The organism is Vibrio sp. 1249-1 (genome assembly GCF_033340495.1).
Genome location: NZ_JAWOWJ010000001.1, coordinates 709,785 through 732,732, shown reverse-complemented (window position 1 = coordinate 732,732; position 22,948 = coordinate 709,785). Strand labels below are relative to the sequence as shown.

The 22,948-nt window shown below is 42.5% G+C and carries 21 protein-coding genes; 8 read left to right on the top strand and 13 right to left on the bottom strand.

What is annotated here, in order from left to right; genetic code table 11:
• Positions 1 to 177: 177 nt before the first annotated feature.
• The 3 genes from R7Z50_RS03185 to R7Z50_RS03175 form a co-directional block, all read right to left on the bottom strand.
• Positions 178 to 369 (bottom strand): hypothetical protein, encoded by a 192-nt coding sequence (locus R7Z50_RS03185; protein WP_318148863.1) that lies wholly within the window; start codon positions 367 to 369, stop codon positions 178 to 180.
• Positions 370 to 648: 279 nt separating this feature from the next.
• Positions 649 to 1,668 (bottom strand): TerC/Alx family metal homeostasis membrane protein, encoded by a 1,020-nt coding sequence (locus R7Z50_RS03180; RefSeq protein WP_025767786.1) that lies wholly within the window; start codon positions 1,666 to 1,668, stop codon positions 649 to 651.
• A 622-nt stretch (positions 1,669 to 2,290) separates the two neighbouring features.
• A complete protein-coding gene (locus R7Z50_RS03175) occupies positions 2,291 to 4,033 on the bottom strand; it encodes a bifunctional UDP-sugar hydrolase/5'-nucleotidase (protein ID WP_318148862.1) in 1,743 nt (580 codons plus the stop codon).
• A 268-nt stretch (positions 4,034 to 4,301) separates the two neighbouring features.
• Here R7Z50_RS03175 and R7Z50_RS03170 point away from each other — a divergent pair, with 268 nt between their 5' ends.
• Positions 4,302 to 5,936: an ATP-dependent endonuclease gene (locus R7Z50_RS03170; RefSeq protein WP_017634174.1), complete on the top strand. Its 1,635-nt coding sequence runs from the start codon at positions 4,302 to 4,304 to the stop codon at positions 5,934 to 5,936.
• 153 nt (positions 5,937 to 6,089) lie between these two features.
• Here R7Z50_RS03170 and R7Z50_RS03165 read toward each other — a convergent pair whose 3' ends face one another.
• A complete protein-coding gene (locus R7Z50_RS03165) occupies positions 6,090 to 6,572 on the bottom strand; it encodes a DUF1097 domain-containing protein (protein WP_318148861.1) in 483 nt (160 codons plus the stop codon).
• A 227-nt stretch (positions 6,573 to 6,799) separates the two neighbouring features.
• A complete protein-coding gene (locus R7Z50_RS03160; protein ID WP_005376369.1) occupies positions 6,800 to 7,705 on the bottom strand; it encodes a LysR substrate-binding domain-containing protein in 906 nt (301 codons plus the stop codon).
• Between the two features lie 301 nt (positions 7,706 to 8,006).
• Here R7Z50_RS03160 and focA point away from each other — a divergent pair, with 301 nt between their 5' ends.
• A complete protein-coding gene (focA, locus tag R7Z50_RS03155) occupies positions 8,007 to 9,458 on the top strand; it encodes a formate transporter FocA (RefSeq protein ID WP_025767788.1) in 1,452 nt (483 codons plus the stop codon).
• A gap of 137 nt (positions 9,459 to 9,595) precedes the next feature.
• Here focA and R7Z50_RS03150 read toward each other — a convergent pair whose 3' ends face one another.
• From R7Z50_RS03150 to R7Z50_RS03140, 3 genes are all read right to left on the bottom strand, one after another.
• Positions 9,596 to 10,165, bottom strand: coding sequence for a YceI family protein (locus R7Z50_RS03150; RefSeq protein ID WP_017634178.1), 570 nt, complete (start codon positions 10,163 to 10,165; stop codon positions 9,596 to 9,598).
• Positions 10,162 to 10,701 carry a cytochrome b gene (locus R7Z50_RS03145; RefSeq protein ID WP_025767789.1) on the bottom strand — a complete coding sequence of 180 codons (540 nt, stop codon included), beginning with the start codon at positions 10,699 to 10,701 and terminating at the stop codon, positions 10,162 to 10,164. Before R7Z50_RS03145 ends, R7Z50_RS03150 begins: the two co-directional genes overlap by 4 nt.
• Positions 10,702 to 10,875: 174 nt before the next feature.
• Positions 10,876 to 11,118, bottom strand: coding sequence for a DUF2164 domain-containing protein (locus R7Z50_RS03140; RefSeq protein WP_005390155.1), 243 nt, complete (start codon positions 11,116 to 11,118; stop codon positions 10,876 to 10,878).
• A gap of 184 nt (positions 11,119 to 11,302) precedes the next feature.
• Between R7Z50_RS03140 and R7Z50_RS03135 the strand changes: the two genes are divergently transcribed.
• Together R7Z50_RS03135 and R7Z50_RS03130 are read left to right on the top strand one after the other, a co-directional pair.
• On the top strand, positions 11,303 to 11,935 hold the full coding sequence (locus tag R7Z50_RS03135; protein ID WP_005376385.1) for a hypothetical protein: 633 nt from the start codon (positions 11,303 to 11,305) through the stop codon (positions 11,933 to 11,935).
• A 187-nt stretch (positions 11,936 to 12,122) separates the two neighbouring features.
• Positions 12,123 to 12,911, top strand: a complete 789-nt coding sequence (locus tag R7Z50_RS03130; RefSeq protein ID WP_213883438.1) for an EAL domain-containing protein — start codon at positions 12,123 to 12,125, stop codon at positions 12,909 to 12,911.
• A gap of 27 nt (positions 12,912 to 12,938) precedes the next feature.
• On the opposite strand, the gene R7Z50_RS03125 is transcribed toward R7Z50_RS03130, so the two are convergent.
• From R7Z50_RS03125 to R7Z50_RS03115, 3 genes are all read right to left on the bottom strand, one after another.
• Entirely contained in the window at positions 12,939 to 14,198 is a 1,260-nt protein-coding gene (locus tag R7Z50_RS03125; RefSeq protein ID WP_005376383.1) for a DEAD/DEAH box helicase, read from the bottom strand.
• A 67-nt stretch (positions 14,199 to 14,265) separates the two neighbouring features.
• Positions 14,266 to 14,868: an ACP phosphodiesterase gene (locus tag R7Z50_RS03120; RefSeq protein WP_262606041.1), complete on the bottom strand. Its 603-nt coding sequence runs from the start codon at positions 14,866 to 14,868 to the stop codon at positions 14,266 to 14,268.
• Between the two features lie 81 nt (positions 14,869 to 14,949).
• On the bottom strand, positions 14,950 to 15,123 hold the full coding sequence (locus R7Z50_RS03115; protein WP_005376381.1) for a hypothetical protein: 174 nt from the start codon (positions 15,121 to 15,123) through the stop codon (positions 14,950 to 14,952).
• Between the two features lie 314 nt (positions 15,124 to 15,437).
• Between R7Z50_RS03115 and R7Z50_RS03110 the strand changes: the two genes are divergently transcribed.
• On the top strand, positions 15,438 to 16,868 hold the full coding sequence (locus R7Z50_RS03110; protein WP_005376380.1) for a methyl-accepting chemotaxis protein: 1,431 nt from the start codon (positions 15,438 to 15,440) through the stop codon (positions 16,866 to 16,868).
• A 430-nt stretch (positions 16,869 to 17,298) separates the two neighbouring features.
• Here the strand turns inward: R7Z50_RS03110 and R7Z50_RS03105 are convergent, their stop codons facing one another.
• Together R7Z50_RS03105 and R7Z50_RS03100 are read right to left on the bottom strand one after the other, a co-directional pair.
• Entirely contained in the window at positions 17,299 to 17,967 is a 669-nt protein-coding gene (locus R7Z50_RS03105) for an HAD-IA family hydrolase (protein ID WP_031778921.1), read from the bottom strand.
• Positions 17,968 to 18,162: 195 nt separating this feature from the next.
• Positions 18,163 to 18,672: a hypothetical protein gene (locus R7Z50_RS03100; RefSeq protein WP_005376378.1), complete on the bottom strand. Its 510-nt coding sequence runs from the start codon at positions 18,670 to 18,672 to the stop codon at positions 18,163 to 18,165.
• A 145-nt stretch (positions 18,673 to 18,817) separates the two neighbouring features.
• Here R7Z50_RS03100 and R7Z50_RS03095 point away from each other — a divergent pair, with 145 nt between their 5' ends.
• From R7Z50_RS03095 to R7Z50_RS03085, 3 genes are all read left to right on the top strand, one after another.
• The gene (locus tag R7Z50_RS03095) at positions 18,818 to 19,288 is read left to right on the top strand and encodes a CreA family protein (RefSeq protein ID WP_005397614.1); all 471 of its coding nucleotides are present in this window, start codon (positions 18,818 to 18,820) and stop codon (positions 19,286 to 19,288) included.
• Positions 19,289 to 19,521: 233 nt separating this feature from the next.
• Positions 19,522 to 20,826 carry an inosine/guanosine kinase gene (locus R7Z50_RS03090; RefSeq protein WP_005376376.1) on the top strand — a complete coding sequence of 435 codons (1,305 nt, stop codon included), beginning with the start codon at positions 19,522 to 19,524 and terminating at the stop codon, positions 20,824 to 20,826.
• A 234-nt stretch (positions 20,827 to 21,060) separates the two neighbouring features.
• A complete protein-coding gene (locus R7Z50_RS03085) occupies positions 21,061 to 22,809 on the top strand; it encodes a formate--tetrahydrofolate ligase (protein WP_186585332.1) in 1,749 nt (582 codons plus the stop codon).
• The last annotated feature ends 139 nt before the right edge of the window (positions 22,810 to 22,948 follow it).

Genomic DNA, 22,948 nt, shown 5'->3' with positions numbered 1-22,948 from the left:
TCAGTCATGTCAAAACGGGGCACCAATGGTGCCCCGTTTTTCTATACAACACTTAATCTACTATCATGTCTACCTCCTCTAGAGTGTTTCTTTTCTAGGGCGTAGGTTGAGTAGGCATGTTTTACAAATAAAAAAAATACCGGCTCATAGGCCGGTATTTCTTACACTATTTCAATATCAACGGTACATACCGATGTCTTTTTGAATATGTGCTGACAAGTCTTCTGCGTAGTAACTGCGTGGCGCAGTGTTATCTACAAATAGAATGTCCAGTAAGTGAGCAATCAGTCCTTTGAAGTTAACCGCGTAGGTTTTCTTATCCATAGAGGTTGGTAAAGCTACATTTGTGATTTGCATTGCTTGTGCCATGATTGCCTCTCTTTAAAAGCAGTAGTCTGTTTAGTTGGTTGTATATTAGTCAGTTTCTTATTGTTTAAGAAATGACAAATTTTACCCATTCAAATTAGAATTTCTAATAAAACAAACTCATTACAAAACTCAAAAATACAAATGAATAATAACGGCATAAATAATCACAATTGCTGTAATTACATTGAATAACTGAACATTACCTGCATAATTGCCCCTTAAGCAACAACATATATTTAACAATATTTTTCGTTATTTCTTTTGATTTTAGTGCTTACTTTATATTTTTTGATTAGTAATATTAACGCTAGTTTGACGCTTCGCTTTATTTTTTAGGAGTGATGCAACCACTGCCGATGTCATCACAACAACTAAAAATGTGAGAGACCATGCTGTCGGAATCTCATATTCTGTTCCAACCAATAGCATTTTTACCCCGATAAACATCATGATTACTGATAATGCTGGTTTTAAGTATACAAACTTGTCTAACATTACTTGAAGAACAAAGTACAGCGATCGCAAACCCAGTAATGCAAATACGTTCGCGGCTAAGACTAAAAATGGCTCTCGTGTTACCGCGAATATAGCTGGTATAGAATCCAACGCAAACATAACGTCCATTACTGCAATGACACCAACAACGATCAGCATCGGTGTTGCCACCCACTTACCAGCTTGCTTTAAGATTAAGCGATTTCCTTGGTAGTCATCTGTAACTGGCAATACCTTTCGAATCAACTGCTCCGGATATGGATTAACCTCTTCTGCTTCGCCTTTGTCGCGAGCTAGCTTAACACCCGTCCAAATAAGAAAAGCAGCAAATAAGTACAATACCCAGTGATACTGTGAAAGTAACTGAGCACCAACCGCAATCATGACAGCGCGTAAAACTAGCGCACCTATCACCCCCCAAAGCAATGCTCTCGGACGCAAGTGCTCCGGCACACTGTATTGTGCAAAGATGATGGCAAACACAAACAAGTTATCAACGCTTAACGACTTCTCTAGTAAGTAACCAGTTAAGAATGAAATCGTTGCTTGGTCGTTCGTATAAGCGCTATGTGGCGCGTAAAAGTCCCAGAATAAATAAATAGAACCTGCAAAAACAAAGGCAAGCAAGAACCAAAAAACACTCCAAACGATGGCTTTTTTCATCGTGATAACGCCACCACGTGTTTGATAGATATCAAGCGTAACAAGAACAAGGGTAAATAAACCAAAAGCACCATACATCGCTAATGATTCTTGAAGAGGCACCGATTGGCTCAATTGGGTGGTATTTTCGATAAGAGACATATTTCCTCCCATGGCGGAAGGACTTCGTTTGGTGACCTTCCGCAGACAATAACAACCAACAGCCACATAACGATTATGTGCTGCTAGTCAATGAATGCGTTGGTCTCGTTGAAGTGTTGATGTGAATAAACCACGTAACACCTTTACTTACCGGATAAGCTGATGCTTAACGAGATGACGATAAATAAACTTGCGCTAACTACTCCCCAAACGTCGACATAATAACGCCGAGCGTCAGGCTTTCCAACAAAAAAACCTTGTCTTATCGAAATAAAATTCTTATCAAAAATCAGGAAGCACTATAAAAAGAAAGAAATGGATTCAACCACCTGAACTTTAGTAAACAGACAAAAAGCAGCAAATGGCTCAAGACAAACTCTTCATTGGTTAGAGCCCTAACGGGGAAGATAGATACAAAAAAGGAGCATTACTGCTCCCTTTTGTAACATCCACATTCTTAGCAATTCAAAAGCCGCTTAGAGGCACAAAGTAGACCAGTGTTGACCAAATTGCGATCCAGGCAACCACGACTGCCGTATCTGCCCAATCTTTATTCCACATACTGCCATCCTCATCAACCCATGTAGTAAGTGGAGAGCAGCAAAATGAATACCAGTATCTATTATCGACGTCGCTTTGTGGAAAGTTTGTGACTTTGATTCAAACAGTTTGGCTCATCGGTCAGGAGTTCAATAAAACAATCAGCCATGGACAAACTGGTCACACGCCCTTCTCCTTTCATCTCCTGCAATGCGTCGTACCCCTCTTTCCCTTTCATCGTATAGGCAGAAGAAGTCCCTCGATACCAAACATCATCTTGAACACCTACCCATTGTTTACCATCAAAAATCACTAATGATTGAACTCTTTCACCTTTTGGGGCATCTGCGTGGTACTCGAAGTTTAAATTGTAAGTGTACGGATAACTGCCAGATCCAGTGCCTTCTACGCCATTGTTGAGTGCATTATTTATCGCGCCTTCAAGTGCACGGCGAATAGCGCTGCCTTTTACATCGTAAAAGCCGATAGGAACGGCAAAAGGCAACAGCCGTCCGGCAATGTCTGCCACTGTAATGTTGCCAGGGTTCAAAGAGGTTCGCACGCCACCCGCATTATGAATTGCAAATTGAACGTTATATCCACGTTTGTTTAAACAGTGCAGAAATGATCGGGCAACGGAGGAAGCCAACTCACTCTCACCAAATTCATCGGGAATTCTCACATGACGCTTTTTGGTGTCAACACTAGCAATGACTTGTGACTGTAACTGCCTGACCTGAGGAATATATTTATCGCTCAGGATCGCTTGAGTTTCCGGGTGTTTCTTACAAACCACGACATTCGGTTGACCATGGATGAAGTCGCACGCGGTTTCGAATACACCTTGGTCGAGCTGTTGGTTTAGCGTCGAGTCCCAAAAAATACGTCGACCCAGCAACAGTTCATTTTGTCCACTCAACATCGTTGCTTTACCGTGTTCATCAAACTCAATGACACAGTGCCCCATTGTCAAAGCATGGAAACCCGCTTGCACCACATAGGTATCATTAATTTTGATACCGTAGGGATCGTCTTGTCCTAACCCTATTGATGAAAAATCACCTTGCAACCGGTGGCTGTGTCCACCAACAATTATTCCAATACCTGCAACTTGCTCAGCTAACTCTAAATCACCTTCATAACCTAAGTGGCTCAGAAGAATAATATTTTTTATACCTGATGAATGGATTTGTTTTACGGTCGCCTTGGCGGTTTCAATTGCTGAGTGAAAAGGCGTGTCTGCATCAGGGTTTGCGATGTCGCTCATTTTATCTATGGATAATCCGAAAATCGCGACCCGCTCACCATGGAATTCTTTAACAATGTATTGAGCGCTCTGTGTATCCGGTTGGTAACTATATACATCCTTGCAATCACTGATACGGTGAGGTTTTTTAAGTGATTCATTGGATAAATCCCAGTTGCCAGCAAGCAATGGGAACTGAGTACGTTGGCAAAACAATGCAACTGGCTCATTCCCCATATCTAATTCATGGTTACCTAACGCCATTGCATCAATCTTTAATGCGTTCAATAAGTCGGCATTGGCTTTGCCTTTAAATAGTGAGAAATACAGCGTGCCTTGGAAGCAATCTCCGGCATGGAGGAACAACATCCCATGACCTTGGCGCTGAGCATCATCTCTTAACTGCTCGACTCTGGTTGCGATACGAGAAAAGCCGCCAGCACTGACATAGGGTTCTAGCGTGAGTTCATTGTTTATCTTAAGCTTTAACTGTAATGACGTTGGTTCAAAGTAGGAATGTGTGTCATTGATGTGTGCCAGTTTGATTCTCACTGGCTTATGATTGTTATTCATCTTCATCTTCTCTTTTTTCATTCCTTATAATAATAAGAAGTGAATCATGACAGAATCATGAATTTTATGAAACTGCGATTTAGGATTTCATGTTTAAGTGATCACGATGCTGTCCCCCAGCTTTGAAAGCAAGCCTCGCTTGTAACGGTCTCTATTCAGTAAGAGGCTCTCGTAATTTTGTGAACTGAGCTTAACTCAAAAATTCCGAATTCATATATGCTTAGGAGTAGCAAAATAACTCTCGATAATTCAAATAATTGCAAGGAGGATTGAGATGAGACTAGAACGCATCGAAATCTCCGGGTTTAGAGGCATCAAACGCCTTTCACTCTCTTTTGACGAACTCACCACGCTTATCGGTGAAAACACGTGGGGCAAATCATCATTGCTCGATGCCCTTTCCATCGCACTACCTGCCAATGGCTCATTGTATCAATTCAAACTGAAAGATTTTCACGTTGACTACTCAATTTCTCATCCACAAACACAACACTTACAGATCATTGTTTGTTTTAAAGCACAGGATAAAAACGAAGTAAAAGCGGGACGCTACAGACGCATAAAGCCTACATGGTGCACCAACGAAGATGGTGAGCAAGTCATTTACTATCGTATTAGTGCGTCTCGCGATGAGCACGGCATTAATACAAAGTACGCGTTTTTGGATCATAACGGCAAACCCAAAAAACTTCACCACTCAGAGAAACTCGCTATTGAGTTAATGACACTTCATCCTGTAATCCGACTACGTGACTCCCGACGCTTCCCAGATTTAAACCATGTCAACGGCGATGGTAAAAATGCTCGGATTGAAAAACGAATCAACAACACCTGTCGACGCTTATTGGCTATGCCTGGCCATGTGAATAAAGGTGAGATTCGTAGTAGCCTCGACTCAATGCAAACGCTTGTTGAACACTATTTCGCGTTCAGAAGTGTCAGTAAAGGCAACCCACGCAAACCTCGTGATGGTCTTTTCTATACAAGCCCTTCCTCTGATAAAGGCTTGAGTCAGTTCTTGAAAGAAACCAATGACAAACAAAGCCGCTTGCTTTTAATGGGGTTACTCAATGCCTATCTTCAAGCTAAGGGTCCCACCGATTTAAGGCGCTGTGCGAGACCAATACTGATCATTGAAGATCCAGAAGGTCGACTGCATCCAACTCATCTAGCGAGAGCGTGGTCCTTATTGCAATTGTTGCCAATGCAAAAGATATTAACCACCAACAGTGGCACGTTACTTGGTTCTGTTCCACTGTATTCAATCCGACGTTTAATTCGGTTATCAGACAGAACCATCGCTAAGAGTTTAAACTCAACAAAGTTTGGTCGAGACGAGTTGCGCCGAATTGGTTTCCATATTCGTTTTCATCGTTCAGGAGCATTATTTGCGCGGTGCTGGTTACTTGTTGAGGGCGAAACCGAAGTTTGGCTTTTTCATGAACTTGCTCGTCAATGCGGGTATGACTTGGCTGCCGAAGGGGTTCAAATCGTTGAGTTTGCTCAATCAGGTCTAAAATCACTCATCAAAGTAGCAAAAGAGTTTGGTATTGATTGGCATGTCGTTACTGATGGCGACCCAGCAGGGAAAAAGTACGCGCATGCAGTGCGAGCACAGCTCGACCATGATCAGGAAAGGCATCGACTTACGGAGTTACCCGACCGAGACATCGAGCACTTTCTGTACAACAATGGTTTTGAACTTTTCTTTAAGGACATCATCAAAGTTCCTCATGACCACCCTATCCCTGCTAAAAAAGTCGTAAATCGTGTTTTGAAAAAACATGCAAAACCGGACTTAGCTTTGGCTATTGTTTCTCATTGTGAAGAGAAAGGCATGGAGTGTATTCCTGTTCTTCTGCGCTGGACACTTAAACGCGTTGTTACCATGGCCAACGGCAATACATGAGTTAGGCGTATTTCACACTCAGCGTATTGTCTTGTAATACAAAAAAAGCACACCAATTTGGTGTGCTTGTATCAAACATCATTAATTTTGATTAAGGGTATTGAGAGGGATAAAACTCAATACACAGTGGATACCAATAAGATCGGGGGTTCACTACTGTGCTTGCTCAGCAAGCGAAGAAGAAGTAGCGGTTGATTTCGTATGCAACCATAGCCCTGTCGCTTTCATTAGATAGCCAAACACACCACCTAGCAACAACGATGGAATGACAAGTTGCCAGTTTCCGTCAGCCGCAAATGTTGCGCATGAACCAATAAAAGTACCAGGGATGTACGCGAGCCAAGCCTGTTTAGCTTGAATACACATGAAGAATGCCACAATAGCGGTAATCACATAGCCAATAATTTCCAACCCCACGTAAGTGGAACCGTGAATAATTACCATTGCCCAGAATACGCCTGTCATATTGGTGATTAAGCTGATGCCTAGTCCTTTCAATCCGCTCTTTGGCGCTGCAAAGTAGCTCGTGCAACCTAAAAAACCAGCCCAAGAAAGCAAACCTAAAGAGATGGCGATCCAACCCCATACGCCAGATAAAATTCCAGTAGTAATAGAAATAGCTAAAAGTGTCGTCATGGTAGTCATACCTACTCGGCTATTATCGTACCTATATGGTTCAATAACTGCCTTCATACATTGAAATCAAGGACACATGTTAGATACATCAGCTCAGCTTATCGGTGATATTGATCACAATAAGATATTATTATTTTCACAATTTACATTAAAAGTTTGACGCAACCGATAAATCAACAGATTTAGGGAATAAACCAACTCATCTCGTAGGCATATTTAATCAACCTTTAAAGAACTGAAGGCTTCCCTTTCATCATTCGCAGCCCCTCTCTTTTAATGCAGTCGACTAATGGGTTTTCTGCCATATCTGAACGCCATATAAATGAAAGCGTCCTTTCCATTTTTAACTCAGGTACATTTAATGCCACAAGGTGACCTGCTTCTATATATCGCTCTACATCTAAATACGGTAAGCAAGTAAGGTACTGACCATTAGCAACTAAACTACGTAACACCGGAACGTGTTCGTACTCGCGCCACACATCCAAATCTTCAATAAGGTGGTGAATAGAACTATCAAATGTTTTTCGTGTGCCAGAGCCATGCTCTCTTAGTACCCACTTCGCTTGCTCTAACTGCGCAAGGCTAACAGACTGATTACGCGCAAAAGGATGATGAGAAGCTGCGACAACAGTAAGATGATCACGACACCATACTTCTTGGTGTAAACGGTTATCATCACAGCGCCCTTCAATAATCCCTAAGTCATACTTGTAATCTAATACCCCATCAATCACCCCTTTTGTACTTTGTACACCGAGAGAAATACGCATTTCTGGAAAGTCATTATCAATGATACTGATAAGGTCGGGAACTAAGTGCTCTGCTGGGGTTTGACTCGCTCCCATACGAATCTCACCACTCAATAAATGTTGCTCATAGAAGCCCATTTCAATCTGCAATGCATCTTGTAGCAAGCGTTTTGCTTTTGGTCGTAACCACATCCCCCAATGGGTTAACGCCATTTGCTTGCCTTGCCTCTCAAACAACGGCCTGCCAAGCATCTTCTCTAATTGCGCAAGCGACATGCTCGTCGCTGATTGTGTCAAAGCCAATTTTTCTGCGGCTTGGCTTACACTGCCGGTATCTGCAACTGCGTCGAAAACCGCTAATTGCTTAAGTGAGTAGCGCAAAGTGTCCTCCATTATTAGTGGGTATTTCCCAATTCCCACAATTGTTAAAGCATGCCCCAATAAGCAATAGAGTTCATTTTACCTAGCCCCGTAAAGTTATCAATTAATTTGATGAGGTTTCTAAATATTATCAATTTTACCTTACTAACCGCTCTCCCTATTCTGAGTACGCGGTTCGGGAACACCGCAAGCCTCAATGGTTTTGAAACCGAAGTCATTGAGGCTCTTAATAAAAACAACAATTTCATTTTTGAGTTAATAACCAAGGATTTTTTATGCGATTACAAATTAAGGAGTCAATATGGCGGTGACCAGTTCTCAAAATCACCAGTATTTTTCTCCAAAAGAGATGATGGTTGAAGCGGAAAAATTTGCGTTAAGTAAGGCAAACAAAACCAGCAGTATGACATTAAGCCTCGCCATTATGGCCGGCGCGTTCATCGGGTTAGCATTCTTGTTTTACATCACGGTGACCACCGGTAGTACGGGCGCTGGTTGGGGCTTGAGCCGCCTAGCTGGTGGACTCGCATTTAGCATGGGATTGATCCTCATAGTGATCTGCGGTGGTGAATTATTTACCAGCTCCGTCCTATCCAGTATTTCTTGGGCCAATAAGCAAATATCGTTCGGTAAGATGCTTTCGATCTGGGGCAAAGTTTACGTTGGTAACTTTATTGGTGCGATGTTCCTACTTGCGCTGGTTACTGCTGCTGGTCTTTATCAGATGGATGGCGGTCAATGGGGATTAAATGCGCTTAACATCGCACAACACAAACTTCACCACACTCTCATTCAAGCGTTTGCACTCGGTATTCTCTGTAACCTGTTGGTCTGCCTAGCGATTTGGCTGACATTTAGTTCTGCAAATGCAATGACAAAAGCAGCAATGACAATTTTGCCTGTGGCAATGTTTGTCAGCAGCGGTTTTGAGCACTGTGTTGCGAACATGTTTATGGTTCCACTTGGTATTGTTATCGCGAATTTTGCACCTGAATCTTTTTGGGCATCTGTCGGTGTGCCCGCGTCACAATACACAGACCTAAACATTAGCCACTTTATTACCGCTAACTTAATTCCTGTCACGCTTGGCAACATCGTCGGCGGAGCGGTATTAGTTGGCCTTTCAAACTGGTGTATTTTTCGCCGACCAGAACTAAAAGCAGCGAATATTTCTTCTATCACTACAACTACAACACTGTCGTCAGTTAAGGATTTCACCATGAAAAATGCCTCTTTTGTTAAAGACATTATGAACCCAAAACCAGTCACCATTCGTGCAGAAACGCCAATTGCAGCCGCGCTGGATGTGTTACTTGATAACAACGTAACTAGCGCACCTGTTGTAGACGTACAAAATCGATTAGTTGGCTTCTTCTCTGCTCACGATGTGATGGTAGAACTATGGTGTGAGGACTACATTCCGGTGAAAGACCAAAAAGTCGTCGACATCATGAGCAGAGATGTGGTCGCAATTGACGCTGATGATCGCCTCGTTGATGTTGTGGAATTCCTATGTATCGATAAAGAGCAGTTGTACCCAGCGAGCAGTATGGGTATTGCCACTCGCTTGACGTCTTTGTCTCTCGAAGAACGCGCTAAAAGTATCAAAGTAAGTAAGCCACAAGTGCTTCCTGTGCTTGAAAATGGGCAGATGGTCGGGGTGGTTACTCGTACTGAAGTATTAAAAGCACTACGCCCGATTTTTGGTGAGCGTTTAAACTTAGTGGAAAAAAGTGAGTTAGAAACAGCGTAATTCGCTAAACATTTACAACGTCTATTGGCTTTCAATCGCTATCACTGACTGGTTTATCGATGTTAGTGATGTGATTAAGATAATAAAAAAGCGCTCTTCAAGTGAAGAGCGCTTTTAGTGTATCTAAAAGGAACTAATTACTTCTTAATACCTTCGATATGAAGTTCCATATCGACGTAGCTTGAAGCACCCATTACTGGGATGTCAAAGTCAGCAAGCTCTAGGCGAGTGTTGCCAACAAAGCCAGCGCGCTCGCCGCCCCATGGGTCACTGCCAGCACCAACGAATTCAGCCTCAATAGTAATAGGCTTAGTAACACCGTGTAGCGTTAGATCACCAGTTACATCTAGTTTGCCATTGCCTTTATCAACCACTTTTGTGCTCGTAAAGGTTGCTTCACTGTATTTACCAGCATCGATGAAGTCACCACTACGAATGTGTTTGTCACGTTCAGCATGGTTTGAATCTAGGCTGGTTGTATCAACAACAACATTTACTTTTGAATCAGCAATGTTGTTTTCATCAAAAGAAAAGTCACCAGAAAATGTATTGAAACGACCTTTGATGAAACTGTAACCCAAGTGGCTAACTTTAAAGTTGATTGAAGCGTGAGCACCTTTGGTATCGATGACATAATCTGCAGCTTGCGCACCAAATGGCAGTGCCATAGCGATAGCTAATCCTGTAGCGAAAAGTGACTTTTTCATTTTGAAGCTCCTAACATTTTTCTTAATGTGTTGTCTTTATCGATAAAGTGGTGTTTTAGTGCAGCAATAGCATGTAAGCCTGCAATCAGGATGACTGCCCAAGCTGCATAGAAGTGAATCTCACCTGCAATATCTGATTGGCCTGGGAATAACTCTCCCGCTCCTGGCACGGTGAACCAATTAAACACTTCGATGCCGCGTCCATCAGACGTTGAAATGAGGTAACCTGAAACAAAGATGGTGATCAATAGTAGGTACATGACACCATGCGCTGCTTTAGCAGCAAGCACTTCGTAACGTTTGCCTTCTACCTTTGGTGACGCCGTCACATGTTTCCATACGATGCGTGCCAAAGTTAAAATAGCGAGTAAAATACCGACAGAGCGATGGTAATGCGGCGCAGTTCGATACCATTCGCTGTAATAGCTAAGGTCGACCATCCACAAACCCACTGCAAATAGACCAATAATGCACAGCGCTGATAACCAATGCATCACGCGTGCAGTAAGGTTGTAATTCTTTACCAGTGTATCCATCTCAAGTTCCTAGATATATTCCTAAGTTAATGCTGAGCAAGAAACACTACATTAACCTATTTACGTCATATGAAACAGATTATTTACCATCATTTACATCCAGCCAATGGTACCGTATCTATCAAGTTGTTCGAATTTTTTGAAGGAACTTTAAATCGTTTGTAAAACTGAAACTTACAGCTTAACTTCTTGTTCTATCTCATACAGCTCTTCGGAAACTTCTAACATTCTGCGTTCAACCAGTAACTTAGCATCTTCAACACCCTTGTTATAATAAATTGGCCCTAGTTTTTCTGTAATAAAATCAATTAGAAACTCACTATCGAACTGGCCAATTTCAACATCTAGCTCGTCTTGCATGTAATCTTGAATGGCGGTGGCCAACGCCTCTTTTTGTGCGCGTTCTAGCTTTATCATTTTTTCCCTTTCAAATTTTTGTTCAACTTCTGCTTCTTTCGTGTTGCTCTATTAAAGATTAGACACGGTCATTTGTGGAGAAATTTGGTGTTTAGATCAAGAAGTTGCCGAAGTAAATTAGTCTATTCTCAAAAGACTATGCTAACCTTTTGCAGTTCGTTTTGTAATTATTAAGGGATATTCTTTGCTACTCGACCTAGTTATTCAAAGTGTTAATGATTTTCAAGACGACTGTCTTAAGCTGTGTGAAAAGCATTACCCTGCGGTGCATAACCAAGGCATGAGTGAGCATCATCTTGGTCTCGCTTTTTCAAGAAGGATGGAACATACTTTTCGTCACTTTGGATACAACTGCGTGATAAAGCCAATCGAAGTGTTGGATTCTCCAGACCTTCCCCATCACTATCGAATTTCATCCGACATTGGCACTGTCTGGGTTCTGAGTCACCATATGGTCAGTGCCGGAAAATCTTGCCGGGAAAACTTACTCTCATCAATTACGGAATGGCAGAGTGAATATGGTTATGCCTTACAGCCTAATGACCTACTCTTTTTGGTTTGCGATCATTGGATAAGTCGCAGCAAAACGAGCCGAGAATTGCTTCATTGGTGGATGGGTGAACTACCCGATCAGATCAACGAATACACAGAACAAGGAATCACACTGTACACCAGCGAGTCGCAACTCACGCAATCTTTGGACACTCGATTCGGTATTAGCCCTTGTTACATTAAGTTTGGGCATCCTTTACGGCGTTCGAACAAACAGCAGTTAGTCAGAAAATATTTGCAGTTGTATGCCGTACTGCAATGGTAGCATCAAATTGAAGTGCTGAGATTATCAATTATTTCATCAATTTGTTTGATATCACTCGACAAAGCTACCCATCCATTACCATCGTTCTTGCTTGAGTTAATGAGCACACTTAGATTCATTGCCAATGAAATAGAAAAATTAGCGCGATAACGCTGATGTTGAGACATTGATTTAGGTTGTGGTAACAATGATGAACATCTCGCAACTACTTAGTTGCATCCGGAAAGAAGCCAACGGGCAGTATATTGCGAAATACGCGAACTTCACTCTCCGCAGTGTCTTTCAACCCATATATAAGAACGATATTTCCATCGTTGGCCTTGAAGCACTGGTAAGAATTAGCAATGCCAATGGCACCATGGTTAGGCCAGATCAGTTTTTCCAATCCAAAGCGACTCCCACTCAAGATTTGCTCAATGTTGAACGCTTAAGTCGCCTAATCCATATCAAAAATTTCTCTCAGTCTCGCTTTCACACAAAACAATTGTTTCTCAATGTATTACCGGTAGCGGCAGAGATACTAGTCAAAGACATCACGTATAACCGACTGCTAAAACAAACCATTTATGAATCGCATTTGATGAATGAACAAATCGTCATGGAGTTACTTGAATTGAAGGTGGAGGATGAACTCTCTTTGTCTCAAGCTGCTCGGGAGTTAAGTCTTGAAGGATTTAAATTAGCGATTGACGATTATGGCGTCAATGCATCGACAACTGAGCGAGTGAGAAGCGTTTGCCCAGATATAATCAAGATGGATCGCTCTTTATTGCTAAGGTATGAAAACGGTGATTTTAAAGCGCTTAACGATGCATTATCACTCGCAAAAGCGTTATGCTCTAAAACCGTTATCGAAGGAATTGAAACCGAGCATCAACTTCGCTTAATGAAAAAGCTCGGTTTCGATATGTATCAAGGGTACCTACTTGCTATCCCCCAAACGTTAGACGTCTATGAAGAGGCAAAAACAGCCTGATTATGTAAGAACAAAAATTTGCGCGGTTTAGCGAGAGCTACGTGATTTACCACGATTCTTATGAATCGCCAATTTTGCTTTTAGCTTACGCTTCTCAGATGAACGACTACGACGGCGCCCACCCCCATTTTGTTCAGGCTCAACTTCTTCTACAAGACTTGGTTCGAAACCTGCCAGCCATTCTTGGGGTAAGCGTTGATCAAGCAGGTTCTCGATAGCTTGCAACAAGTACTCCTCATCTCTACTCATCAGAGAAACCGCCAAACCTGACTTTCCTGCTCTTCCAGTGCGGCCAATTCGATGGACATAATCTTCTGCTTTGAATGGCATATCAAAGTTCACGACTTGTTCTAGCTCTTGAATATCTAACCCTCGTGCTGCCACATCGGTTGCAATCAAAGCACGTACCTTACCTTGTTTAAATTCATCCAAAGCTCTTTGGCGGGCACCCTGTGATTTATCACCGTTGATAGAAACCGCTTTGATGCCATCTAACTTGAGCTCTTTCGCTAACTCATCACTGCCTTGCTTCGTTTTTGTAAATACCAGCACTTGCTGCCAATTCCGCGAGCCAATTAAGTACGCTAGCAATTCACGTTTCCGTTTTTTATCCACTGGATAAACCATTTGTGTTACCGTTTCAGCAGTCGTATTTGCTGGTGAAACTTCGACTTCAACTGGCGATTCCATGAGTTTATACGCAATAGTTTTGATTCGCTTCTCAAATGTCGCAGAGAACAATAGGATCTGTTTCTCTGCAGGTAAACGTCGGAAGATGCGCTGCAAGTCAGGCCAAAATCCCATATCTAACATACGGTCGGCTTCGTCTAACACGAGCATACCGGTTTTAGAGATGTTTACGTTACCATTAAACAGGTGATCCAAAAGGCGGCCTGGCGTGGCAATCAAAATATCAGCGCCCTCTTCTAACTTTCTCTTTTGTACGCCAATGCTTGTACCACCATAAACACACACAATGCGAAGTTCTGTTTCTGCCGAGTACTGATTCAAATTATCAAATACCTGCTGTGCAAGCTCGCGTGTTGGAACCAAAATCAATGCTTGAGGTGTGCCGTTAAGTTTCTTTTGCTGAACGGTTTGTATGATAGGTAAACCAAACGCAGCCGTTTTTCCCGTACCAGTTTGTGCAGCAGCAAGTAAGTTTTTTCCTGCAAGGACGTGTGGAATTGACTTTTCTTGCACTGGTGTTGGCGTCACGATATTTAGATTGCCTAGCGTCTCGATTAGCTTTTGTTCGATGCCTAAATCAGCAAAATTAACAGACATGTGTAACCTCATTATTTTTGGAGCGCAGAGTTTACCAGAGCCCCTAAAGCCATACTACTTTTCTATCTCATTGAGTTGAGTCATTAAGCTGTTGCTGAAAATCATACGACTGGCGCAAAACATCTCGATAAAGTGACGAGAACTTCTCTTCTAATTCGGTGTAATCACTTTCAATCACTTTAAATGTTGTGGTTAAGTCTGCCATCCTAGGACTTCTTTGCGACATCCGATGTAGTGCAAATTCTATATTGCCTAGATCTTGATAGGATTGAAGCCATCGGCCATGCCACATTCTGCTGTGGAGCACCAAAAAACGTGGCGGCAAATGTTCATGAACCTCTCGGTTTACTCTCTCGTATGCCGTTTGGACAAAGTGTTCGAGAGGCTCGGAATGAAAGTCGTTCCAGTGTTTTGCAAGGCAATGATCCCAAAACATATCCAAAGCGATAGGTGCAAAACGTCGCGCAACACCAGTGAAATGAGGCTTACATTCGTTGACGATTGGATGATGATCAGTAATACGGTCAACAAATCTATGTAATCTGATGCCGTTTGAGATATCGCGCTCATACAGCTTGCTTGGATCTCCTTTTACGAAGTCTCCAAGCAAGTTTCCCAATAAATGGCTGTTACTGTGATCTGCGATATGCAGGTGGGCTAGAAAGTTCATTCGACGCCAGTTTTGGCCTCTAGGGCTTGGTGTGACATGAACCTAGTATAACGTCAATTACGACGAGATGAGAGTGTTCCGCTATTCGGCTTCGTTGTCTGAGCCAACGTATTCCGACAAGATAATGCCAATTTCAAGCGCATCTAGCAGCTCTAGGCTCTCATCGTTTTGGTATTGGTCGCTCATTGTGACCTCCTTTATTTTAAGCTCTCTTGCTTTTACTTGCTGACGGCCTGACTCTTGCCATATCCACATCAGCAACTCCTTTTTATAGTCTTTATATGACACATTCATGACAGCGAGAAGTAAAGATTTAAAAACCTATGAGCATAATCAAAAGTAAACGATTGCAATTAGGTTTCATATCCGCTTAACACTTTAGAGAAATGACTCTTTTATCAACATTCATGTCAATTTAAAGATATAACATACTGTTATAGGCGTCCTTAGATCTCATTTCTTAAACTAAATTTAGTATTCGTTACATATTTTGCTGATTAACTTCGCATATTTTGTTTCGATATAGCAATAGATTTGGTCAATATCTTTTATCTCTAGTGGAGCTTTAAATGAGAGAAGTTGAGTTTAGAACGATAGACAGGCTGTTTATCAAGATGTCTATCAACGACAAAATGTGGGTTATATTCCTACTGTTTTTAGTAGCCCTCACTTCAGTGGCTGGAAGCCGCTACTTCAATGAAATACAACAATTTGAGCAGCAAGCCATCTCGGCGAGCGAAGCGAAGCTTTCTGGTATCGTTGATGCTCAATCAAACCGCGCTACAGAAATTGACGGCGTATCGAAATCGAACCGCGTAAGCGAGAGTTCTTTTGTCGATGGGTCTGTGACCGCTTATGCCAAGTTGCATTCTGGGGAAGTGATTAAGCTGACTCAAAATGTGTCCACACAATACGAATCGTTAAAATCATCAGCTCTATCGTCACTATTACTCAGCTTCTTATGGGTTATTCCTTTTGCCCTATTCTCTTACTGGGTGGCAACGTTTATCGGAGGAGCTCTGTGGGTTTTATATACAACAACCGAAAAAATTGGTGACGGTGACTTAACCTCTCGTCTTGGTTTCCATCCAGGTCGAGATGAATTCGGTACCATCGGCTGTGCGCTAGACAAGTCTATGGATACCTTAAGTGAACTGGTTAATAGTGTTAAAAATAATGCAACGATGTTGAGCGAGACATCTTCTGCATTCGAAAAAGATATGCAGTTGAGTGAAACCCAGATATCTCATCAATATCAAACGCTTGATTCAGTCGCGACGGCAATGGAAGAAATGACAGCCTCTGCAAAGGAGGTATCAAGTATTTCTCAACAAGCAACGACGCAGTCAGACCAAGATGCCCAGAAGATCGAACTAAGCAGAAGCCGTGTACAAAACGTGATTGGCGAGATAGAGACGTTATCTAGCTATATTGAACAAGCCTCTACGTCAGTAACCAATTTAAACGAGAATACGACGCAGATTAATGACGTGATCACAACGATTAACGCCATTTCAGAACAAACTAATCTGTTGGCACTAAACGCAGCAATCGAAGCAGCCCGTGCTGGTGAACAAGGTCGTGGATTTGCAGTGGTTGCCGATGAAGTACGTACATTAGCAAGCAGAACTCAACAGGCAACAGTAGAGATCCAAGCCATGATTGAGAAGCTTCAAATTGAGAGCCAGAACATTGCTTCAATCACCAACCGAACCGTTCAGCAAGCTCAAACCAGCAGCCAGCTTATTGATGAAATCGGCCATGATGTTACCTCTATTGCCGAGTCAGCACGCTCATTAATGGACATGAGCATTCAGATTTCCACATCTGCTGAAGAACAAAGCGCAGTTGCTAACGATATTGCATCGGAACTTTCAGAAATTCGTAGTCAATCAAGCACAATCAGAGAAGTGGCGGAGCAATCTACCGCTGGCGTCGCTAATCTCACGCAAGCCTCCGTTTCTCTTGGTGAGATATTACAACGCTACCGCACCGCATAACGTTGTGGAACTTATGATCAACAAGGGCTCCTTAAGGAGCCCTTTTCTTTAAACCGTGTTCAACTATTACCTTCGATATTTTCTACGACCTCCAAGTGGATATTTGAAGTGAATCTCAAGTTCTCGCTGTACCGGATGAAATAATGTTCTTAAACAAAGCGTTCCGCTATGCTTGATCTTGCCAATTCCAATTTGCTGCTGGAAAACAATATGAATAATTACAAAGACACAAAAGACATAGAGAACCTGAACTGCCCACTCTGCCAAGGAGATGAATATCTCATTTCATCGGATGGCGAGAAATTCACATGCGCTGCTTGTGGATTTCATACAAAAAACTTCTCATCTATCCAATGTCTACATCAAACGCCTTACCTACAGTCTAAACTTAAGCACATCCACAGCTTGAGTCCGGTTTGCCATTAGTAGGTCAAACAGAGCAGCCACACAGCTGCTCTTTTAATTCATCTAAATGATGGATGCGAATTACACGCTCGTCATCAACAAGATTGATAGCTTCACCATTAAATAACTGCACCGTTTTGATACCGGCGTTTAGTCCCGCCTCGACTCCTTTAGGCGTGTCATCAATATAAAGACAGTCACTTGGTAAAAAGCCCATGCTCATAGCACTGTACATGATTAAATCGGGCTCAGGCTTCCAACTATTCGCATCGAATGCCGAGAACACTTTCCCTCGGAAAGCATCGAGTAAACCGGTTAACTCCAAAGCGTATTCAATTTTATCTTTAGGTCCATTAGACGCCACACAATATTCGATATTATGCGAATCCAAAAACTGAATTAATCGTTTTGCGCCATCCATCGGCTGTAAGTGACGCACAAAAAGAGACTGGACTTCTTCTCGGTATTGCGGCTCTAAAACATCAATTGGGACTTTGATATCTTTCAATTCTTTAGTATCTAAAAGGATGTCAGCGAGCTTTCCTCCTTTAAAGTGAGAAACGCACTCTTCCATCGTTAACTCAGCCCCATGCTGGTTAAATACATTGACGAGCGCTTGGCAACACAGTCTTTCGCTGTCGACCAACGTACCATCACAGTCAAATATCACGCACTTAATATTGGTAATTGCCATAGCCATCTCCAGACGTCTTAAAGGCTCAAGCCCAAGCTGATTTTAAGAATGTTTGGATTAATCTTATTTGAGTTTGGGATTGTTGAAACGACGAGCTTGGCATTTCATGGAAATAGAAGGGAGCAATTACAGTTTTTCTAAGCAAGATCACCCAACGTCATCTTGCTTTACTTTTTATGCACATTGATGTGTAAGTTAGTTTTCGATAACCACTGAGTCTAACAGTTTTTGCTCGGTGCTTAGTCTTTTAGCCAGATCAGCCACAAACGAGCTTTTGTATTTTGATTCAGAAACAGCAACATCAGAGATGAGTGTATTTCCTTCGAGATGGCTAACAATAGCAGCACCAATTGGGACTCCAGATTTAAAACCAACATATAATTCAAAATCTGGCGTGAGGATAATCTGTGTCAGATATTCAATGATCATATCTTTATCATACTGCTGTTCCCAGCGCTGAGATTGCAAGATAGAGAACATAATGGTCAGTCGATGAAAATCGACCAGAAAAATATCGTCGGGGTTAAATTCAGAGTCACTTTCCAGTAGTGTGTCTTTGTCGACTACTTGATACGTTGCTTTTTCTAGCGTTTTGAAATAGACATCGCGCCCTTTCAAACTCTCTGGTGTCGGAAATTCAACTTCGACCAGATCATACAGCCATGTATTTTTACGCTCGATACTGGCTAACTGTTGTTCATTCATCTTGATACCTTCGTTTAGAGCAGTACATTAGCATGAAGCCCGCAACAAACCTAGCGCACATAGACCTTTCCGTGGCTAAATTTTGTTTTAGGTGCAAACCTCTGATAGATTTCATCAATATCTTTCCTAGTTAAGGACAAAAATAATGAAAAAGATGCTGTTAAGTGCATTGCTTGCTACTACTCTAGTTGGTTGTTCAGATAACGATGTTGCTGACGTGGGGCTCGGTTGGTTTACTTTGAAAGACATCAAAGTCGGTGAGTTGAAAGACGAGGTGGTAACAGGTGTCACATGTCACATCGCCTCTATCGAAGCGGATTTCAGCTTAGCAGATCCAAGTGATAGCTCAATATCATGTCGTCAGACTGGCGAAATCACACCGGAAATGATTGCAAAAATAGATAAGAGTAAGTCCGGTGAAATTGTATTTAAGAAGTCAAAAAGCATTTTCTTCAAAACAATGAAGGTTCGCCGTATTTATGATGCCGATAACCAAACCTTACTCTACTTGTCTTATACAACAAAAGAGACCGATGGTAGTTTTAAGCATAGCCTTTCGACAGTCCCACTTTGGGGTACCAAGGCTTACGTTGAGCCAACTGAAGTGAAAAAGTAACGCGGGTAAATTTAGTTAGCGCGGAGCAGGCTCTTTCCGGGCGCTGCTGAGCAACAAGTTTAAAAAACAACCCATTGCAATACGACAAGCGTCATAAATTGCAGCTGCTTTGGTTGCTATTTACTCAGCTCGCTGATTTTTTCAGCGAGCTGACTTCTTTGTAATAAATCGCCACGATTTTCATTTTTTTGTGATACAATCCCGCCTCTTTTTTTTCTCACTCAAGAACAAGCATGAAGTTTCCTGGTCAGCGTAAATCTAAACACTACTTCCCAACTCACGCTCGAGATCCATTAGTAAACCAAATCCGACAGGCACCTAAGCTATATCGCCCAACTATTGTTGGTGTCGGTCAAACCATTGTAGATATCGAAGCACGTGTAGATGACGCGTTTTTAGAGAAATACAACCTGAGTAAAGGACATTCGCTCGTTCTTGAAGAAAGCAAAGCAGATGCACTTTACGAAGAACTGGTTGAGCAAGGCCTGATCACACACCAATACCCAGGTGACACGATTGGCAATACTCTTCACAACTACTCAGTTTTAGCCGATAGCAAATCCGTTTTGCTCGGTGTGATGTCTAAGAACATTCAAGTCGGTTCTTTTGCTTATCGCTACCTTTGCCGTACGTCTTCACGCATGAACCTTAACCATTTACAAACGGTAGATGGCCCTATTGGTCGCTGCTACACCCTAATTTCTCAAGACGGTGAGCGTACATTTGCTATCAACGAAGGTCATATGAATCAACTACTTCCGGAAAGCATTCCTGAAGAGATCTTTGAGAAAGCATCAGCCCTGGTTGTTTCTTCTTACCTAATGCGTGGTAAAGAAGAAGATCCAATGCCTAAAGCGGTACAAAGAGCAATCGACTTTGCTAAGAAGCACGATGTCCCTGTTGTACTTACGTTAGGGACGAAGTACGTTATCGAAGGCAACGCACAGTGGTGGCAAGAATACATTCGCGAAAACATTTCTGTTGTCGCTATGAATGAAGAAGAAGGTGCGGCGCTAACAGGTGAAACAGAGCCGCTAGCAGCTGCTGATAAAGCACTTGAGTGGGTTGATCTCGTACTTTGTACAGCAGGACCAAATGGTCTGTACATGGCTGGTTACACCGACGAGAAAGTAAAACGAGAAACCACACACGACATCCTTGAAAGCTCCCTCGAAGCCTTTAACCAGTACGAGTTTAGTCGTGCGATGCGTAAAGAAGACTGTCAAAACCCAATGAAGGTCTACTCTCACATCGGCCCTTACCTTGGTGGACCACTAGAGATTAAGAACACTAACGGTGCAGGTGATGCAGCCCTTTCAGCCTTACTGCATGACATGGCAGCAAACTCTTTTCACCAAAAAGAAGTGCCTAACTCAGAAAAGCACGAAGTACGATGCTTAACCTACTCCTCACTTTCTCAGATTTGTAAATACGCAAACCGAGTAAGCTATGAAGTGTTGACGCAGCACTCTCCTCGCCTATCGCGAGCGCTTCCTGAACGAGAAGATAGCTTAGAAGAGACTTATTGGGATCGTTAAAACGACAACTTTAAAGCTAAAAATATATCAAGGTCACCATTTGGTGGCCTTTTTGTTTTTATCTAGCACTATAACGAGTAGATTTCGTTAGTATGTCGCACAATACGAAGCAGTAAACTCTTTACAAGCCTAACCGAAACAGTACCATCACCAAGCAGACCTTTGCCTCACAATAATACTCGTTATAACTCAGGTAGTTTTTCAACGCTACCTGTGCCACTTTGGGGATTCTCCATGCAGTCAGATATCGAAATTTGCCGAAACACACCACTTTCTTCTATTGATGTTATCGCGGAAAAAGTAGGACTATTGCCCGAAGAGTATGACACTCACGGGAAGCACAAAGCCAAAGTCCACCCAAAATGTTTGGAACGACTCAAAGCAAATGATGACGGTAAACTTGTACTCGTCACTGCGATCACGCCGACTCCTCTTGGCGAAGGAAAAACCGTTACGACGATAGGACTGGCGCAAGGTTTAGCAAAGCTTAATCAATCTGTTATTGCATGTATAAGGCAACCTTCGATGGGACCCGTCTTCGGTATTAAAGGTGGCGCAGCGGGCGGTGGTTATTCTCAAGTAGCTCCAATGGAAGAGTTAAACTTACACCTTACTGGTGACATTCACGCAGTGACAGCGGCGCACAACCTTGCTTCAGCCGCTCTTGACGCTCGCTTGTTCCATGAGCAACGCGAGGGTTATGATGCCTTTGAATCACGCACCGGGTTAAGAGCACTTAAAATCGACACGGCAAGTATTACTTGGAAACGAGTGATGGACCATAATGATCGTGCACTACGTAAAGTCAAAATTGGCCTCAATGATGCAGGAAAAACCATCAATGGTTTCGAGCGTGACGAAGGGTTCGATATTTCAGCGGCTTCCGAGTTGATGGCTATCATTGCACTAGCCAAAGATTTAAAAGATTTACGTCAACGTATTGGGAAAATTGTCGTAGCGTACGATTTGAACGGAAACCCCGTCACTACGGAAGATCTACAAGTTGCAGGAGCAATGGCAGTAACACTAAAAGAGGCGATTGCACCAACACTGATGCAAACTCTAGAAGGTGTTCCTACGTTGATCCATGCAGGTCCATTTGCAAACATCGCCCATGGAAATTCATCCATTATCGCGGACGATATTGCGCTAAAACTGTCAGGTTACACGGTAACTGAAGCCGGTTTTGGTTCGGATATGGGATTTGAGAAAGCGTGTAACATTAAAGCTGCTGCCGCCAACAAAGCCCCGGACTGTGTAGTGATCGTAGCAACATTACGCGGCCTCAAAGCGAATTCTGGACACTACGATTTACGCCCAGGTATGGCTATTCCAGATTCCATTTTTAATCCGGACCAAGCAGCATTGGAGGCTGGGTTTGAAAATTTAAAATGGCACATAAATAACGTTCATAAATACGGTTTACCTGCTGTCGTTGCCATTAACCAGTTTCCACAAGATTGTGTGAAAGAGCTTAAAGCTCTTGAAGAGCTGATTCACCAATTTAATCCCGAAGTTAAAGTAGCCATCAGCACCGCTTTTTCGCAAGGCGGACAAGGCGCAACGGAACTAGCTCAACATGTTATTGATGCGTGTACCACGCCTGTAGAGTTTTGTCCGTTATACAACAAAGAGCAATCATTACTCGAAAAGCTCATGGCAGTATGTGAAGCGGGCTATGGAGCAACCAATATAGAAATGACTCCTATCGCGACTGAACAGCTCAAACATTTTGAGCAATTAGGCTTTAACAACTTAGCGGTTTGCATCGCGAAGACACCACTATCGATAACCACAGACTCCGCAGTCAAAGGCGCACCAACTGGTTTTACCGTCCCAATCCGCGAGCTGCGCTTGTGTGCGGGCGCAGGATTCGTTTACGCATTATCTGGTACCGTGATGACGATGCCAGGCTTACCTGATAAACCCGCATTTATGAATTTAGATCTTGATGATGAAGGAAATATCATCGGTCTCTCTTAGTACAGTGATAACGTATCGCTATCAGTGAAGTGAGCATATTCATTAAGTGAGTGGTCTACTTACCTACCCACTCACTCTCAACAACTGTGAAAAGAGTTGTCTCAGGCCTTCTACTCTTGAATTGTTGATACAAAGCTCT

Excerpts from the sequence above, each read along its gene's own strand:
- R7Z50_RS03185 (WP_318148863.1), bottom strand. The coding sequence starts at position 369 with ATGGCACAAGCAATGCAAATCACAAATGTAGCTTTACCAACCTCTATG.
- R7Z50_RS03180 (WP_025767786.1), bottom strand. The coding sequence starts at position 1,668 with ATGTCTCTTATCGAAAATACCACCCAATTGAGCCAATCGGTGCCTCTT.
- R7Z50_RS03175 (WP_318148862.1), bottom strand. The coding sequence starts at position 4,033 with ATGAAGATGAATAACAATCATAAGCCAGTGAGAATCAAACTGGCACAC.
- R7Z50_RS03170 (WP_017634174.1), top strand. The coding sequence starts at position 4,302 with ATGAGACTAGAACGCATCGAAATCTCCGGGTTTAGAGGCATCAAACGC.
- R7Z50_RS03165 (WP_318148861.1), bottom strand. The coding sequence starts at position 6,572 with ATGACGACACTTTTAGCTATTTCTATTACTACTGGAATTTTATCTGGC.
- focA (WP_025767788.1), top strand. The coding sequence starts at position 8,007 with ATGGCGGTGACCAGTTCTCAAAATCACCAGTATTTTTCTCCAAAAGAG.
- R7Z50_RS03150 (WP_017634178.1), bottom strand. The coding sequence starts at position 10,165 with ATGAAAAAGTCACTTTTCGCTACAGGATTAGCTATCGCTATGGCACTG.
- R7Z50_RS03145 (WP_025767789.1), bottom strand. The coding sequence starts at position 10,701 with ATGGATACACTGGTAAAGAATTACAACCTTACTGCACGCGTGATGCAT.
- R7Z50_RS03140 (WP_005390155.1), bottom strand. The coding sequence starts at position 11,118 with ATGATAAAGCTAGAACGCGCACAAAAAGAGGCGTTGGCCACCGCCATT.
- R7Z50_RS03130 (WP_213883438.1), top strand. The coding sequence starts at position 12,123 with ATGATGAACATCTCGCAACTACTTAGTTGCATCCGGAAAGAAGCCAAC.
- R7Z50_RS03125 (WP_005376383.1), bottom strand. The coding sequence starts at position 14,198 with ATGTCTGTTAATTTTGCTGATTTAGGCATCGAACAAAAGCTAATCGAG.
- R7Z50_RS03120 (WP_262606041.1), bottom strand. The coding sequence starts at position 14,868 with ATGAACTTTCTAGCCCACCTGCATATCGCAGATCACAGTAACAGCCAT.
- R7Z50_RS03115 (WP_005376381.1), bottom strand. The coding sequence starts at position 15,123 with ATGTGGATATGGCAAGAGTCAGGCCGTCAGCAAGTAAAAGCAAGAGAG.
- R7Z50_RS03110 (WP_005376380.1), top strand. The coding sequence starts at position 15,438 with ATGAGAGAAGTTGAGTTTAGAACGATAGACAGGCTGTTTATCAAGATG.
- R7Z50_RS03105 (WP_031778921.1), bottom strand. The coding sequence starts at position 17,967 with ATGGCAATTACCAATATTAAGTGCGTGATATTTGACTGTGATGGTACG.
- R7Z50_RS03100 (WP_005376378.1), bottom strand. The coding sequence starts at position 18,672 with ATGAATGAACAACAGTTAGCCAGTATCGAGCGTAAAAATACATGGCTG.
- R7Z50_RS03095 (WP_005397614.1), top strand. The coding sequence starts at position 18,818 with ATGAAAAAGATGCTGTTAAGTGCATTGCTTGCTACTACTCTAGTTGGT.
- R7Z50_RS03090 (WP_005376376.1), top strand. The coding sequence starts at position 19,522 with ATGAAGTTTCCTGGTCAGCGTAAATCTAAACACTACTTCCCAACTCAC.
- R7Z50_RS03085 (WP_186585332.1), top strand. The coding sequence starts at position 21,061 with ATGCAGTCAGATATCGAAATTTGCCGAAACACACCACTTTCTTCTATT.